Source organism: Janthinobacterium sp. BHSEK (genome assembly GCF_056174685.1).
Map to the genome: position 1 here is coordinate 1 of NZ_JBWBYV010000019.1, position 15,002 is coordinate 15,002.

Below are 15,002 nucleotides of genomic sequence, written 5' to 3' on the forward strand. Positions count from 1 at the left end.
GCGTAGCCATTCCCGCAGGCGGCTGTGATAGGCATTGACGTGCTGCACATGCACGGCGCCCTGCACCCGGATGCCTGCGCGCAAATTGACGGCCTCGTGGCTGATCCCCGCCTCCTTTGCAAAAGCCCGGTAGGCGGCATGGCCATCGGTGAGCAACAGGATATCCTTGTCGATCATGGGCAACAAATAATGGCGCACCTGCGCCTGCGTCAGCGCTCCTTTTCCCGTGACGAAATCGAGGGTCTGCCCCGTGCGGTCGCGCGCCACCAGGATGCAGACCTGCTCATCGGAAATGCCACGTTGGCGGGCATGACCGCCCCGGCGGCGCGCCGGACGGGTCAGATGTCGCGATCCCTTTTCCGATTCGAGCACATACAATTCGTCCGCTTCAGCAATGCCATGCAGGCAATGCGGCCGGTCCGTTTTTGCCAACGATAAAAACCGGTGGCGCCAGCGAAAGGTGGTGTTGCGGTGCACGCCCAGCTGTAACGCCGCTTTGCGCACGGAATCGGATGCCAGCAGGCAATCGGCGTAATCGAGCCACAGTGATTTATGGCGCAAGCGCGCCAGCGGCGTGCCGGTGAGCGCATTGAAGGTGCGGCCGCACGGCACGCAACGGTAGCGCTGCAGTCCGTGCGCATGGCCATGCCGGTGAGCATGATTGCTCTTGCAGGCAGGACAGTGCAAGCGCTGCCGGGCCACGTTTTCGACGAGTACCGCGGCAGCGTCCCGCGGTGCGCTTCCTCGCAGCAGAGCGATACCCGCCAGGCGCTGGCGACGGTTCAGTGCGGCGAACTGGGCGATGAAGGTTTTCCATTGGCCGGTCTGCATGGAAGGCTCCCGTTTGTCTGCGATGTACAGTCAGACAGCAGGGATACAGGAAGATTCCCGGACTTCCCCTACTTGGCGGGGACAGAGCCTTTTTCATTGCGCCACGATTTTCGACAATACGGAAAAGGCCGCGCCCGTCTGCGACGCTTCCAGCAGCAAGGTCAGCTCCGTATACGTGCAAATGATGTTGATCAGGTTGATGCGCTCCCAGGCCAGGCGCTTGAGGATGGCGTGATACACGCCCGGCGTATAGCAGGTTTCGGCGGCCAGGTGCAGGGTCACGGCCGTCACCCGCTCCAGGCGCGCCAGTTCCTGCTCTTCGCCGAACACCTCTTCCACCAGCGCATGCAGCGTACGGCTGCAGATCACCATCACCTCGTTGACGCCGCGCGTAATAGTGATGAACGTGCCCCGCTGGGGCGCTGCCAGCGCCAGCAACTGACGCTGGCAGGCATACGTCTGGTCGGAATAGCGGTAGGTAAATACCATCAATTCGCTGCGCGTGGATAGTTCACCCGCGCGGTGCGCCAGCACGATCTCGCCGCATTTCTGCTGCGGCATCCGCTCGGCCAGACGGCGCAGCGCCATCACCACGGCGGCCTGCCCCACCGGTTTCCATAGGTCGCTCTGCAATTGCGGCTGCAGCTGGCGCGCCAGTTCCGACAGGTTCAGCAAGCCCCGGCCCAATCCCTCGCTGAGAAAGGCCGATTCCATCACGATCTGTTCCACTTTGGTCGCTATCGAAAGCATAGTTCTTCGGGCCGGTGATTCCGGTGCACGCACCAGGAGCCGGCAACCCTTCCTGAAAAAAAGATGCACTGCGCCAGCGGCCGCGCCGGGTGGCGCGGTCGGACTCGCTGAAAAGCCCCCCCTCGCGGGGGAAGAGCCGGCTAGCGGCGCCTAGGAAGGCGGATGCAGCATGAGTGCCGCTCCAGAGGGGAAATGGCTGAAACCAATAGCAGAAAACAGAACTGACGTCATGTGAAACTCCCGATTTTTTTCCCGATGCGCTGTATCTGGACGCGGTCATTGCCGCGTGCGCTTTTTTTGTTTTCGCATGCTCCGCTGGGGGCAACGCGAAGAGCTAGTGTAGATCGCAATATTTAGAAAAGGCAACAGTGTTTTTCCAACAGAGCGCGCCAATAGGGGAAGTAGTCCAAAACAAAAGTTGCAGCTTGTGGTAGATCAAACTTTCCAACGATACGACGCCGATAAATGTTCAATTCTTAACAAAAATTCGCGTAGTGACCCATTTCTTGAATTTTTTGACATGGCGATATCGACAAGTTTAGTGTCCCCCTACCCGGCGTCATGCCACCACAAAACGGCAGGCTATCCGCCCGCCGCCAGGCGCGCCGGGGTGGCCATCAGGCATCGCGGCCAGCTCATTCACCATTTCCTTAACCGATACCATGGAGCAGAAATGAATTTACGTTTGACGATAGTTGCCGCATCCATCGCCGCCTTGCCGCTGATGGCCACCACGGCCGACGCCGCCACGCCGCTGCCACAGACCCTGATGGCTGCGCCGGTCGCCCTGGCTTCTCCACAAGAGACCGCCAGCCTGGTCAACAAGCTGGCCGCGCAGGCGCGCAGCCGCGGCCTGAATACCGAGCATGGCTTTGCCGTCGGCGCCCAGCATCCGGGCGTCAGCGGCACCCGCGTGAGCCGCGTACAGCACACCTACAAGGGCTTGCCCGTCTTCGGTTCCGAGACGGTAGTGGTCAGCAACAGCGCCGGCGACATCGTCAGCGAATCCGTGTCGGACCGCGCGTCGGGCCTCGGCAGCGGCGGCGTCAATGCCGTCACCCGCAGCGCCACCACCGATATCGACACCACGCCGGCCGTCAGCGCCGCCGCTGCCATCGCCGCCGCCGTGAAAAGCATCGGCGTGCAGGCCGTCGACCATGTGCCGCCGCATGCGCAGCTGCTGATCTACCCCGTCATGAAAACCGTGCGCGTGGCCGGCGCCGAGAACAAGTCGGAAGCCGCGCTGAACGCCCTCGACGTGCAGGACGTGGTCGATCACTACGAGCTGGCCTATCTGGTGCAGACGCGCATGATCAGCGGCAGCAAGCCCGTCTACTACGACACCGTCGTCAGCGCCAAGGATGGCCGCATCCTGCGTCAATGGAAAGCCCTGAAAACCGTCGCCGGCATCGGCAACAGCCAGTACAACGGCCAGGTGCCGCTCAACACCACGCTCACGGGCAGCACCTACACCATGAAGGACCCCAGCCGCGGCACGGGCGGCAGCTTCGGCGGCATGGCCATCACGAATGCCAACCACGGCACCACCTCGGGCAGCGTGTACAGCAACACCAGCAATACCTGGGGCGACGGCCAGCAATACATCAACGGCGGCAGCACCACCAACGCCAACGGCCAGACGGCGGCCGTCAATGCGATGTGGGGCCTGATGAACACCTACGACACGCACAAGAACGTGCTGGGCTGGTCCAGCCTGGACGGCAACAACACGGCCACCCACATCGCCGCCCACGTCAACACGGCCTACGACAACGCCTACTACGACGGCAACTGCAAATGCATGTACATCGGCGACGGCGGCAGCTCGTTCAACAACCTCGGCTCCATCGACGTGATCGGCCATGAGATGGGCCACGGCATCACGGACGCCACCTCGGGCCTGATCTACTCGCAGGAGTCGGGCGGCTTGAACGAATCGAGCTCGGACATCGCCGGCGAGATGGTGGAAGCGTATGCGCGCGCCGGCGGCACGGGCACCACGATTCCCAACACGGGCAACGATTGGATGACGGGCAAGGAGATCGCCAAGAACGGCCAGCCGCTGCGCTGGCTGTACAAGCCGAGCAAGGATGGCAGCAGCCCGAATGCGTGGAGCAGCACCATCAAGAACCTCGACGTCCACTACAGCAGCGGCCCGAACAACCGCATGTTCTACTTCCTGTCGCAAGGCTCGAATTCCACGTCCAGCAGCGACTACTACAGCTCCTACCTGAACAAAAGCCCGCTGGCCATGACCGGTATCGGCAGCGACAAGGCCTACCGCATCTGGTTCAAGGCCGCCACCACCAAGTTCACCTCGTCGACCAACTATGCCGACGCGCGCAACAAGGTGCTGCAGGCAGCCGAGGAACTGTATGGCGTGGGCAGCGCGGAATCGATCGCCGTCAAGCGCGCATATGCGGCCATCAACGTGGGTACCGACGTCGATGAATCGACGACGGGCGGCGCGGTGACCATCACCAGCCAGCCGGCCAGCATCACCGTCGCACCGGGCGCCACCGCCTCGTTCGCCGTGGGCGCGGGCGGCGGCACGGCGCCGTACACCTATAAGTGGTACCGCAACGGCGCCGTGATCAGCGGCGCCACGTCGCCGGCCTACAGCTTCACGGCCGTGGCGGCCGACAGCGGCGCCGTCTTCAAGGCCACGGTGACGGATTCCTCGTCGCCCGCCGTGACGGCCACGTCGAACAACGCCACGCTGACGGTGGGCACCAGCAGCGCCACCGAACGCGTGACGAACGGCGGCTTCGAAGCCGGCGCCACGGGCTGGAGCGGCACCACGGGCGCCATCGGCACGTTTACGGGGCAAGCAGCGTACGAAGGCACGAAGTACGCCTGGCTGGGCGGCAATGGCGTCACGGCCAGCGAATCGCTGACGCAAAGCGTGGCCATTCCGGCCACCGCCACGTCCGCCAGCCTGACCTTCGCGCTGCATATCGACACGGCAGAAACGGGCAATACCGTGTACGACAAGCTGGTCGTCACCGTGAAGAACAGCGCCGGCACGGTGCTGGGCACCCTGGCCTCGTACTCGAACGTGAACAAGGCGGCCGGCTACCAGATCCGCACGTTCGACCTGATCGCCTACAAGGGCCAGACCGTGCAACTGTCGTTTGCCGCGACCGAGGATGCGTCGCTGCAAACCTCGTTCGTGATCGACAAGGTCAGCCTGGTTACCCAGTAAGCGGCTGAACATGCGGGCGGCAGGCCGGTTTGCCGCCAGTCGCCCGCATCCACCGCACGGCACGATTGATTTCCTGGCAATTCCAGTCTACCCTGAGGCAGTGATTGCCTCTTGCCTGCTGCCGGTACCCGCGACGAATTGAACTTTTTTTTGGATGGTTCCTGACCGATGCCTACTTCGACCTTGTCCGCACGCGCTTTCCCCCATTCCAGCCTGTCCATTTTTACGCCTGCCGCCATGCTCGCCTGAGCCGGCCATGCAGTTCCACCTCCAGGTGCAGGGCCCGGCGGGCAGCCAGGCGCTGGCCATCGACGCCGCCAGCGAGGCCGAGGCGATCCGCGCGGCCGTGCGCGGCGGCTGGCGCGTGCTGGCCGTCGATGCCGGCGCCGCGCAGGATGCGGGCGCCGCGCTGCGCCCCGGCAAACAGGGCCTGCCCCTGCTGCAATTCAGCCAGGAGCTGCTGGCCCTGCTCGAAGCGGGCCTGAACCTGGGCGAGGCCATGGCCACCCTGCACAACAAGGAAACGCGCCCGGGCGCCCGGGCCATCCTGGCCGCCATCGTGCTCACCCTGCAGCAGGGCCTAAGCTTTTCCGACACCCTGGCCGATTTCCCCGATATCTTCCCCGACATTTACATCGCCACCGTGCACGCGGCCGAACGCTCGGGCAACCTGCCCGAGGCGCTGGCGCGCTTCGTCGCCTACCAGCTGCAGTTCGACGCCATCCGCAAAAAACTCATTTCCGCCGCCATCTACCCGTGCATGCTGCTCGTCGTCGGCGGCCTGGTGACCCTGTTCCTGCTCGGCTACGTGGTGCCCAAATTCAGCGTCGTCTACGAAAGCTCGGGCCGCGAAATTCCCTGGATGTCGCAGATGCTGCTCGGCTTTGGCCAGACCCTGGCCGCCCATCCGCTGCTGTGCGCCGGCGCGCTGGCCGCGGCGGTGGGTGCCGTGGTCTTCGGCATCGCCAACCGCGCCATGCGCGTGGCGCTGGTGCTGCGCCTCTTGCGCCTGCCCGTACTGGCGGACAAGGCGGCGGAATTCCGCCTGGCCCGCTTCTACCGCGCCCTGAGCCTGCTGCTGCACGCGGGCATCCCGCTGCACAAGGCGCTGGCCATGGTCGGCCCCATGCTGCTGCCGGCGCAGCAGGAGCAGCTGGCGCAGGCGCGCCGCGCGGTGCAGGAAGGCATGCCGTTTTCCACCGCGTTGGAACAGGCCGGCATGGCCACGCCGGTGGCGCAATCGCTGCTGAAGGTGGGCGAGAACACGGGCCGCCTGGGCGACATGCTGGAACGTTCGGCAAAATTCCACGACGAGGAATTCGCCCGCTGGGTGGACTGGGCTTCGCGCCTGCTCGAGCCGCTCCTGATGACCATCATCGGCGTGGTGATCGGCGGCGTGGTAGTGCTGATGTACATGCCGATCTTTGAACTGGCGGGGAGCTTGTCTTGAACCTTATCGTGAAGGTGCTGCCATGAACGCGCGCGACGAAGAACGGGCCGTGCTCGATGCGGCCATGCTGCGCCGCGCCCACGCCAGCGCGCTGGAACAGGGCCGCCCGCAGATGGCCGTGCTGCAGGAAACGGCGGCCCTGCCGCCCGAGGTCTTCCTGCGCCAGCTGGCCGCCCTGTTCCGCTATCCGGCCTGGACGATGGCCGAACTGCAGGCCGCCCTGCCCGCCTTTGCCCTGCTGCCCTACACCGATTGCGCCCAGCGCGACTGCGTGCTGCTGCAACCTGGCGTTCCGGACGCGCCGCCCGTGCTGGTCATCGGCAATCCCTTCAGCGAAGACCTGCTGCAATGGGCCGACTTCGCCCTGTCCACGCCCTTCACAGTGGCGCTGGCGCATCCGGACGACCTGGCCGCCTACCTGCAGCAGCAGGAAAGCGTGCAGCAGGCGATGCAGGAAATGCAGCATGGCGATGATGTGCCGGGCCTCGACCAGAGCATCGAGGACATCTCGCTCATCCGCATCAGCGAAGACAGCAGCCCGGTCGTGAAACTGGTGAACTCCACCATCTACGATGCCCTGAAATTCCAGGCCAGCGACATCCACCTCGAATGCGACGTGGCCAGCCTGGTCATCAAATACCGCGTCGACGGCGTGCTGGTGCAGGCGGGCCAGGTGCAGGGACTGGCGATGGCCGAACAGATCATCTCGCGCATCAAGGTGATGGCCGATCTCGACATCGCCGAGCGCCGCATCCCGCAGGATGGCCGCTTCAAGGTGCGCGTAAAGGGGGCGGAGATCGACTTCCGCGTCTCTATCATGCCCAATATCTTTGGCGAGGATGCCGTACTGCGCCTGCTGGACCGGCGCGCGCTGACGGAGGCGGCGCAGGCGCTGCGCCTGGAAAGCCTGGGTCTGAACGAGGATGCCATCGAACAGATCCGCCGCCTGGCCGCCAAGCCGCACGGCATGCTGCTGGTGACGGGGCCCACGGGCTCGGGCAAGACCACCACCCTGTACGCGGCCATCACGGAAATCAACACGGGGCGCGACAAGATCGTCACCATCGAGGACCCCGTCGAATACCGGCTGCCGCGCGTGCTGCAAATTCCCGTCAACGAAAAAAAGGGGCTGACGTTCGCGCGCGGCCTGCGCTCCATCCTGCGCCACGATCCCGACAAGATCATGATCGGCGAAATCCGCGACGATGAAACGGCGCAGATCGCCGTACAGGCCGCGCTCACGGGCCACCTGGTGTTTACCACCGTGCACGCGAACAACGTGTTCGACGTGGTCGGCCGCTTCCTGCACATGGGCGTCGATGCCTACAGCTTTGCGGCCGCCCTGAACGGCATCGTGGCGCAGCGCCTGCTGCGCCTCAATTGCGCCCATTGCGCCGTCGACGCCAGCGCCGAGGTGCTGGCCGACGCGCAGCAGCTGCGCGACAGCGGGCTGGCCCTGCATCAGGTGCAGGACTGGCAATTCATGGCCGGCAAGGGCTGCGGCCACTGCCGCGGCACCGGCTACAAGGGCCGCAAGGCCGTCGCCGAGGTACTGATGCTCAGCGATACGATGCGCGAAATGATCTGCACGCGCGCGCCCCTGAGCCAGATGAAGGAAGAGGCGGCGCGCAACGGTTTCCGCCTGGCGCGCGAGGCGGGCCTGGACCTGGTGCGGCGCGGCGAAACCACTTTAGCGGAGCTCAATCGTGTCACTTATTGAACGTGTCACCCGCGCCACCGTGTGCCTGCACCTGGCCCCGCACGGGCTGCACGGCGTGCTGCGCCGCGCCGGCCGTCCCTTGCCAGACAGCGCCTTCCACCTGCCGATTGCGAATCCCGACGCCAGCTGGGAAGTGGCGCTGGCCGCCCTGCGCGGCTGGCTCGAACACGATGGCGGCAAAAAAGTGCCGCTGGCCGTCAGCCTGGCCAGCCGCTGGTGCGCCATGCTGATGGTGCCGTGGAGCGGCGCCCTGCTCGACCGGAGCAGCGCACAGCGCTTCCTGCACAGCCAGTTCGGCGCCGTGTATGGCGAAGGCGCGCGGACCTGGCGCCTGGCCGCCGACGATGCCCCGTACGGCATGCCGCGCCTGGCCTGCGGCATCGATGCGGCCCTGCTGCAAGGCGTGCAGGACGCGGCCGCCGCGCATGGCCGGCGCTGCCTGTCCATCGAACCGATCGCCGGACCGGCCTGGCGCAGCATTGCCGGCGGCAAACCTGCCGGTAGCACACCTGCCGCCTTCGCCCTGGTGGAAGCGGGACGGCTGCTGCTGGCGACAGGCGGCGGCGGGCGCATCACGGCCCTGCACAGCCAGTCCTGCGCCGCCGCCTGGGGCGACGAACTGGACCGGGCGTGGCGGCGCTGGAACTTGCGCGCGCCGCAGCTCGACGCCATCGAACAGGTGGCCCTGATCGACTTGAGCGGCGTGCCGCAAGCGAACGTGCCGGAACGCTTCGTGCCCATCGCCGTGGCCGGCGCCGCCCACCTGATGCGGGAGGCCGCATGGGCCTGAGCCGCCTGGAATTCCTGCCGCCCGGCGCCGCGCGGACGTTCCAGGGCTGGCGCCTGGCCCTGTGCCTGGCGGGCGGCTTGCTGCTGCTGCCGGCCGCCGGGTACTGGCTGGTGCAGGCGCAGGAAACGCGGCGCCTGGAAGCGCAGCTGGCGCAGCTGCAGCCGGCGCGTCCCGTGCGCGCGCCCCTCTCGGCGAGCCAGCAGCGCGAACGCGACCTCGAACTGAAACAGGTGGCCGCCGCCGTGCGCCAGCTCAACCTGCCCGTCACGCGCCTGGTCAGGACGGTGCAGGCGCCGCGCGACGTGCGCGTGGCCCTCCTGGGACTGGACCTGAACGCACAGCAGGGACAAGATGGCGCCAGCGTGCTGAAAATCGCCGCCGAGGCGGAAACGCCGCAGGACATGCTCAACTATCTGGCCTTCCTGAACCAGCAGCCCATGTTCAGTTCCGTGTATCTGCTCAAGCACGAGATGAACAGTAACGCGAATGCGAACGCGCCCGCACACCCTTACCGTTTTCAGCTGGAGGCGCAATGGCGGCAATAAAACCCGTGTCAAAAGCCGGCACGCCCGTGGCCCGGCCGCACCTGCAACTGCGCCTTCCTCCACGCCTGGCGTGGGAAACGGCGCGTCTGTGGCGTGCCCTGGGCTGGCCCAGCGCCATCGGCGCGGCCTGCCTGGTGCTGGCCGCCGTCGCCGTGCAGCAGGGCGAGGCGCTGGCCGGACGCCAGCAGCCATTGCGCGCGCAGCTGGCCGTGATGGCGAAACAGGCGGCGCTGCCGCCGACGCCCGTCACGCTCGATGCCGACGCGGACAGCCTGGCCGCCTTTCACGCCTACCTGCCCGCGCATGACAGCATTCCCGAGCAGCTGAAGACCTTGCTGGAAGTGGCGCAGAAGAGCGGCGTCACCCTGGCCAAGGCCGACTACAAGCCGCAGGAAGACGGCAACACAGCCTTTTTGCGCTACCAGATCACCTTGCCGGTAAAAGCCGAATACGCGCAGCTGCAAGCCTTTATCGTCGACGCCCTGCAGGCGCTGCCCACGCTGACGCTCGACTCCGTGCTGTTCAAGCGCGAGCAGATCGAGACGGGCGAGATCGATGCGCGCATCCAGTTCATCCTGCTGGTCAAGAAGCCGGAGGCGCGCCGATGAAAAAAGCCGTACTGGGAGGCGCCGCCGTGGCCACCTTGCTGGCCGCCCTCTTCGCCCCGGAGGATGAAGGCAGCATCGTGGGGCCGGCCACGGCCACGCCGCGCCAGGTGGAGCGGGTGGCGGCAGCGCCCCTGGCCGCAGCCACGGCCGCTGCGCCGGCCAATCGCGCGCTGGCCATCGAACCGCGCCGGGGCCTCGACGACGAGGAAGCGGCCGCCCTGTTCGCCAAGCAAAGCTGGCAGCCGGAGACGCCGAAAAAGATCATGCTCGACCAGCAGGCGGCGCAGGCCGCGCGCACTGTCGCCGCCGTCGACGCGAACGCGCCGCCGCCTTTGCCCTTCCAGTTCCTCGGCCGTTTCGTCGACGAAGGCAAGGCCGCCTATTTTCTCCAGGCGGGCGAACGCAACGTGGTGGCGCGCCCTGGCGACACGCTTGAGGAGCGCTACCGCTTCGACGGCGTGGTGCAGGGCGCCCTGCAATTTACCTATCTGCCGCTCAACCTGAAACAGACACTCGCCGTAGGGGACCTCAATTGAAACGACGCACACCACGTACTGGCATCACCCTGCTGCCGATGCTGTCCCTGCTGGCCGCCTGCGCCGGCAACCAGGCCTATACCGACGGCCAGGCCATGCTGGGCGCCGGCCGCACGGAACAGGGCCTGGCCCTGCTGGAACAGGCGGCGCAGGCCGAACCGACCAATGCCAAGTACCGCATCGCCGTCACCAACGGCAGGATGCGCGCGCTGAACAGCCTGAATGGCCGCGCCGAGGCGCTGCGCCAGCAAGGCAAGCTGCCCGAAGCGCAAGCGCTGTACCAGCAGGCGCTGGCGCTGGACGCCAGCAACGACGTGGCGCAGCGAGGCCTGGCCGGCGTGGCACAGGATGAACGGCACCGCAAGCTGGTGCAGGAGGCGCAGGCCAGCTACCAGCGCGGCGGCGAAGCGAATGTCGCGCAGGCGCAGGAAGCCTTGCGCCAGGTGCTGCAGGAACGGCCCGCGCAGCGTGAGGCGCTGGCCCTGAAGGGCCGCATCGGCGACGAGCAGGCCAAAAGCCGTCCGGCCGGCGGCAAGCTGGCGGCCGCCTACCGCAAACCCGTGACGCTGGAATTTCGCGACGCGCCCCTGCGCTCCGTGTTCGACTTCATCAGCAAGGTGTCGGGCCTGAACTTCGTCTTCGACAAGGAAGTCGATCCGGCCCTGCGCGCCACCATCTCCGTGCGCGACACCAGCATCGAAGAGGCGATTGCCATGCTGCTGGGCGCGAACCAGCTGGAGCAAAGCGTCACCAGCGACAAGTCGATCACGATCTACCCGAACACGCCGCAAAAGGTGAAGGATTACCAGCAGCTGGTGGTACGCACTTTTTTCCTCGCCAATGCGGACGTCAAGACGGTGGCGTTTTCCATCAAGACCCTGCTCAAGGCCAAGGACGTCGTCACCGACGAGCGCCTGGGCATCATCATGCTGCGCGATACGCCGGAAATGGTGCGCATGGCCGAGCGCATCATCAACGTGCAGGACCTGGCCGACCCGGAAGTGATGCTGGAAGTCGAGGTGCTGGAAGTCAAGCGCACGCGCCTGATGGAACTGGGCGTGCGCTGGCCCGACCAGGCCAGCCTGACCCTGGCCGGTGTCGCGGGCAGCACGGGAGGCCTCGGCGGCCTGAAGGTGGCGGACCTGCACCGCATCAATGGCGAGAATATCAACCTGGGCATCGGCGGCGTCACCCTCAACGCCAACAAGACGGACAGCGACAGCAATATCCTGGCCAACCCGCGCATCCGCGTGCGCAACAAGGAAAAGGCGAAGATCCTCATCGGCGACCGCGTGCCCGTCATTACCGTCACGACGAATAACGGCGTCAGTTCCGACAGCGTCAACTACATCGACGTGGGCCTGAAACTCGACGTGGAACCGAACGTCTACCTGGACGACGAGGTGGCCATCAAGATCAACCTGGAAGTGTCGAACGTCGTCAAGGAGGTGATCAGCAAGACGGGCACGCAGGCTTACCAGATCGGCACGCGCAGCGCCTCGACCGTGTTGCGTTTGAAAGATGGCGAGACGCAGGTGCTGGCGGGCCTGATCAGCGACGAGGACCGGGGCACGGCCAACAAGGTGCCCGGCGTGGGTGAACTGCCCGTGCTGAACCGCCTGTTCGGCAGCCAGAAGGACGACGCCATGCGCAGCGAGATCGTGCTGTCGATCACGCCGCGCCTGCTGCGCAGCATCCGCCGCCCCGACCTGATGACGGCCGAATTCAATTCCGGCACCGAGGCGTCCGTGGGCGGCCGCGCCAGCGTGGGCGGCACGCCGGAGGCCATCGCCGCGCCCGAGCAAGCCCCTGTGCGCGCCGGCTCGCCCATGACGGGCGGCGACGAGGCACCCGCGGCAGGCGACAAGTCCGGCAAAGGTGGCCAGTGAGGTGGCCAGTGAAAGAGCGGGGCTTTACCTTCATCGAACTGATGATCACCCTGGCCATCATGGCGACCCTGGCCACGGTGGCCGTGCCGATGGCGCAGGTGGCCTTGCAACGGGCCAAGGAGCAGGAATTGCGCAGCGCCCTGATCGAGATGCGCGAGGCGATCGACGCCTACAAGCGGGCGTCGGACAATGGCCGCATCAAGCTGTCGCTGGGCGCATCGGGCTATCCGAAGAAACTCGAGGAACTGGTCGAGGGCGTGCCCGACCAGCGCAGTCCGTCGAAGCAGAACATCTATTTCCTGCGCCGCCTGCCGCGCGACCCGTTCCAGCCCAGGGAAGCCGGCAGCGCGGCCGACAGCTGGAGCAAGCGCGCGTATGCCTCGCCGCCCGACAATCCCAGCGAAGGCGAAGACGTGTTCGACGTCGCCTCGCGCTCGACCAAGGCGGGCCTGAACGGCGTGCCGCTCAACCAATGGTGACCGCCATGCAGACCACGACCATCCGCCGCGGCTTCACCCTGGTCGAACTGCTGGTGGTGCTGGCGATCATCTCGCTGCTGCTGACGATCGCCATCCCCCGCTATTTCGGCTCGGTGGAAAAATCGAAGGAAGTCGCCCTGAAGGAAAACCTGCAGGTGCTCAGGAGCGGCCTCGATAAATACTATGCCGACAAGGGAGAATACCCGGCCGCGCTGGCCGACCTGGTGACCCACCATTACTTCCGCAGCGTGCCGCTGGACCCCGTCACGGAGTCCAGCGCCACCTGGCAGCTGATCCCTTCGCCGAATGGCGAGATCGGCGGCGTGGCCGACGTGCGCAGCGGCGCCAAGGGCAAGACGCGCGAGGGCATCCCCTTTGAACAGCTCTAGGAGCGTGCGGCGGCGGGCGGCGGGTTTCGCCTACATCTGGACCCTGATGCTGGTGGCCTTCATGGGCGTGGGCCTGGTGCTGGCCGGCGAATTGCATGCCACGGCCGCGCGGCGCGACAAGGAACGCGAGCTGCTGTTCATCGGCCATGAATTCCGCAACGCGCTGGGCCGCTACTACGACAGCACGCCGGCCGACGGGCGGCCCCGCTATCCCTTGACCCTGCAGGAACTGCTGCGCGACCCGCGCTTCGCCAACGCCCGGCGGCATTTGCGCCGCCTGTATGCGGATCCCGTCACGGGCAAGGCGGAATGGGGCGTGCTGCGGCAGGAGGGACGCATCGTCGGCATCCATTCGCTGTCGCCGCAGCTGCCCATCAAGCAGGACAACTTCCTCGACGAAGACGCCAGCCTGCGCCGCAAGCAGCGCTACGCGGACTGGCACTTCACGTATCCGCACGACCTGGTGCTGGCTCCGCCCGATGCGGCCGGCGGCGCGCCCGGCCTCAAGCCGAAAGGCGCGAACTGATATCATGCCCGCATTCCATATTCAGCATCGAGCAAAGGAGCAGGCATGAGCATAGGTGGCACTTCCATCGAACGGGCATTGGCGTCGCTGTCGGACATGACGGGCGGCATGGCCGCCATCGGCAAGGACGAACATGCGCAGCGCATCGCCAAGGCGCAAGCGTTCATGCGCGAACAGGGCATCGCCGCGCTCTACCTGAACGCGGGCGCCAACCTCACCTATTTCACGGGCACCAAATGGTATGCCAGCGAACGCATGGTGGGCGCCATCCTGCCGGCCAGCGGCGACATCGAATACATCGCCCCCGCCTTCGAGGAAAGCACCCTGCAAGGCTTCATGCTCGTCGCAGGCCGTGTCAATTGCTGGGAAGAGCATGAAAGCCCGTACCAGCTGTTCGTCGACGTGCTGGCGCGCATGGGAATCGCCCAGGACGCGCATCAACCGCCGCGCGTGGGCATCTGCGAAAGCGCCGCCTTCTTCATCTATGACGGCATCCGGCCGCTGGCCCCCGGCTACGCGCTGGAAAACGCGCGCACCGTGACGGCGTACTGCCGCAGCAGAAAATCACAGGCGGAAATCGCCCTGATGCAGCGCGTGATGGACATGACCCTGGCCGTGCACGTGGCCACGGCCAGCATGCTGTACGAAGGCATCACGACGGTGGAAGTGGAAGAATTCATCCAGCGCGCGCACCGCAAGGTAGGCGCACCCCGCTCGTACTTCTGCATCGTCCTGTTCGGCGAAGCGACGGCCTACCCGCATGGCGTCAACTACGTGCAGACCCTGAAGGCGGGCGACACGGTGCTGATCGACACGGGCTGCCAGGTGATGAACTACATCTCCGACATCACGCGCACCTATGTTTTCGGACAGATCAGCGAACGCCAGCGCAGCGTATGGAACAGCGAAAAGGCCGCGCAGGCCGCCGCATTCGCGGCCGCCCGGCTGGGCGTACCCTGCGGCGATGTGGACCGCGCCGCCCGCGTCTCGCTGGAAGCGGACGGCTACGGCCCCGGCTACAAACTGCCCGGACTGCCGCACCGCACGGGCCACGGCATCGGCCTCGATATCCACGAATGGCCTTACCTGGTGGGCAGCGACACGACGCCGCTCGACGTGGGCATGTGCTTCTCGAACGAGCCGATGATCTGCATCCCCGGCGAATTCGGCATCCGCCACGAAGACCATTTTTACATGACGGAAAACGGTCCGCGCTGGTTCACGCAACCGGCGCACAGCATCGACGATCCGTTCGGCCTGCGCGCGTAAGCCGGTGCTCCTGTG

At 66.0% G+C, this 15,002-nt stretch carries 14 protein-coding genes; 12 read left to right on the top strand and 2 right to left on the bottom strand.

Annotation, left to right across the window (positions count from 1 at the left end; genetic code table 11):
- Positions 1-831: IS1595 family transposase (locus AC0V2Y_RS08995; protein ID WP_475416531.1), on the bottom strand; the 831-nt coding region annotated here is incomplete at its 3' end.
- 93 nt (positions 832-924) lie between these two features.
- Positions 925-1,581, bottom strand: a complete 657-nt coding sequence (locus AC0V2Y_RS09000) for a hypothetical protein (RefSeq protein ID WP_475416532.1) — start codon at positions 1,579-1,581, stop codon at positions 925-927.
- Positions 1,582-2,254: 673 nt separating this feature from the next.
- Here AC0V2Y_RS09000 and AC0V2Y_RS09005 point away from each other — a divergent pair.
- From AC0V2Y_RS09005 to AC0V2Y_RS09060, 12 genes are all read left to right on the top strand, one after another.
- Positions 2,255-4,786: a M4 family metallopeptidase gene (locus AC0V2Y_RS09005; protein WP_475416533.1), complete on the top strand. Its 2,532-nt coding sequence runs from the start codon at positions 2,255-2,257 to the stop codon at positions 4,784-4,786.
- Positions 4,787-5,042: 256 nt separating this feature from the next.
- The gene (locus AC0V2Y_RS09010; protein ID WP_475416534.1) at positions 5,043-6,236 is read left to right on the top strand and encodes a type II secretion system F family protein; all 1,194 of its coding nucleotides are present in this window, start codon (positions 5,043-5,045) and stop codon (positions 6,234-6,236) included.
- A 22-nt stretch (positions 6,237-6,258) separates the two neighbouring features.
- Positions 6,259-7,956: a GspE/PulE family protein gene (locus AC0V2Y_RS09015; RefSeq protein ID WP_475416535.1), complete on the top strand. Its 1,698-nt coding sequence runs from the start codon at positions 6,259-6,261 to the stop codon at positions 7,954-7,956.
- Entirely contained in the window at positions 7,943-8,746 is an 804-nt protein-coding gene (locus tag AC0V2Y_RS09020) for a hypothetical protein (RefSeq protein WP_475416536.1), read from the top strand. The genes AC0V2Y_RS09015 and AC0V2Y_RS09020 overlap by 14 nt, the downstream gene beginning before the upstream one ends.
- On the top strand, positions 8,737-9,291 hold the full coding sequence (locus tag AC0V2Y_RS09025) for a hypothetical protein (RefSeq protein ID WP_475416537.1): 555 nt from the start codon (positions 8,737-8,739) through the stop codon (positions 9,289-9,291). The genes AC0V2Y_RS09020 and AC0V2Y_RS09025 overlap by 10 nt, the downstream gene beginning before the upstream one ends.
- Positions 9,279-9,899, top strand: a complete 621-nt coding sequence (gene pilO / locus AC0V2Y_RS09030) for a type 4a pilus biogenesis protein PilO (protein ID WP_475416538.1) — start codon at positions 9,279-9,281, stop codon at positions 9,897-9,899. The genes AC0V2Y_RS09025 and pilO overlap by 13 nt, the downstream gene beginning before the upstream one ends.
- Positions 9,896-10,435 (top strand): hypothetical protein, encoded by a 540-nt coding sequence (locus AC0V2Y_RS09035; RefSeq protein WP_475416539.1) that lies wholly within the window; start codon positions 9,896-9,898, stop codon positions 10,433-10,435. Before pilO ends, AC0V2Y_RS09035 begins: the two co-directional genes overlap by 4 nt.
- A complete protein-coding gene (locus AC0V2Y_RS09040) occupies positions 10,432-12,324 on the top strand; it encodes a secretin and TonB N-terminal domain-containing protein (RefSeq protein WP_475416540.1) in 1,893 nt (630 codons plus the stop codon). The genes AC0V2Y_RS09035 and AC0V2Y_RS09040 overlap by 4 nt, the downstream gene beginning before the upstream one ends.
- Positions 12,321-12,803, top strand: coding sequence for a type II secretion system protein (locus tag AC0V2Y_RS09045; protein ID WP_475416541.1), 483 nt, complete (start codon positions 12,321-12,323; stop codon positions 12,801-12,803). The genes AC0V2Y_RS09040 and AC0V2Y_RS09045 overlap by 4 nt, the downstream gene beginning before the upstream one ends.
- A 5-nt stretch (positions 12,804-12,808) precedes the next feature.
- On the top strand, positions 12,809-13,192 hold the full coding sequence (locus AC0V2Y_RS09050; RefSeq protein ID WP_475416542.1) for a type IV pilin protein: 384 nt from the start codon (positions 12,809-12,811) through the stop codon (positions 13,190-13,192).
- Positions 13,179-13,718, top strand: a complete 540-nt coding sequence (locus AC0V2Y_RS09055) for a type II secretion system protein (protein ID WP_475416543.1) — start codon at positions 13,179-13,181, stop codon at positions 13,716-13,718. Before AC0V2Y_RS09050 ends, AC0V2Y_RS09055 begins: the two co-directional genes overlap by 14 nt.
- A gap of 45 nt (positions 13,719-13,763) precedes the next feature.
- Entirely contained in the window at positions 13,764-14,987 is a 1,224-nt protein-coding gene (locus tag AC0V2Y_RS09060) for a M24 family metallopeptidase (RefSeq protein WP_475416544.1), read from the top strand.
- Positions 14,988-15,002: the final 15 nt, after the last annotated feature.

What these genes read in the sequence shown, in the direction of transcription:
- AC0V2Y_RS09060 (WP_475416544.1), top strand. Translation starts at nt 13,764, where the DNA reads ATGAGCATAGGTGGCACTTCCATCGAACGGGCATTGGCGTCGCTGTCG.
- AC0V2Y_RS09010 (WP_475416534.1), top strand. Translation starts at nt 5,043, where the DNA reads ATGCAGTTCCACCTCCAGGTGCAGGGCCCGGCGGGCAGCCAGGCGCTG.
- AC0V2Y_RS09025 (WP_475416537.1), top strand. Translation starts at nt 8,737, where the DNA reads ATGGGCCTGAGCCGCCTGGAATTCCTGCCGCCCGGCGCCGCGCGGACG.
- pilO (WP_475416538.1), top strand. Translation starts at nt 9,279, where the DNA reads ATGGCGGCAATAAAACCCGTGTCAAAAGCCGGCACGCCCGTGGCCCGG.
- AC0V2Y_RS09035 (WP_475416539.1), top strand. Translation starts at nt 9,896, where the DNA reads ATGAAAAAAGCCGTACTGGGAGGCGCCGCCGTGGCCACCTTGCTGGCC.
- AC0V2Y_RS09000 (WP_475416532.1), bottom strand. Translation starts at nt 1,581, where the DNA reads ATGCTTTCGATAGCGACCAAAGTGGAACAGATCGTGATGGAATCGGCC.
- AC0V2Y_RS09050 (WP_475416542.1), top strand. Translation starts at nt 12,809, where the DNA reads ATGCAGACCACGACCATCCGCCGCGGCTTCACCCTGGTCGAACTGCTG.
- AC0V2Y_RS09015 (WP_475416535.1), top strand. Translation starts at nt 6,259, where the DNA reads ATGAACGCGCGCGACGAAGAACGGGCCGTGCTCGATGCGGCCATGCTG.
- AC0V2Y_RS09005 (WP_475416533.1), top strand. Translation starts at nt 2,255, where the DNA reads ATGAATTTACGTTTGACGATAGTTGCCGCATCCATCGCCGCCTTGCCG.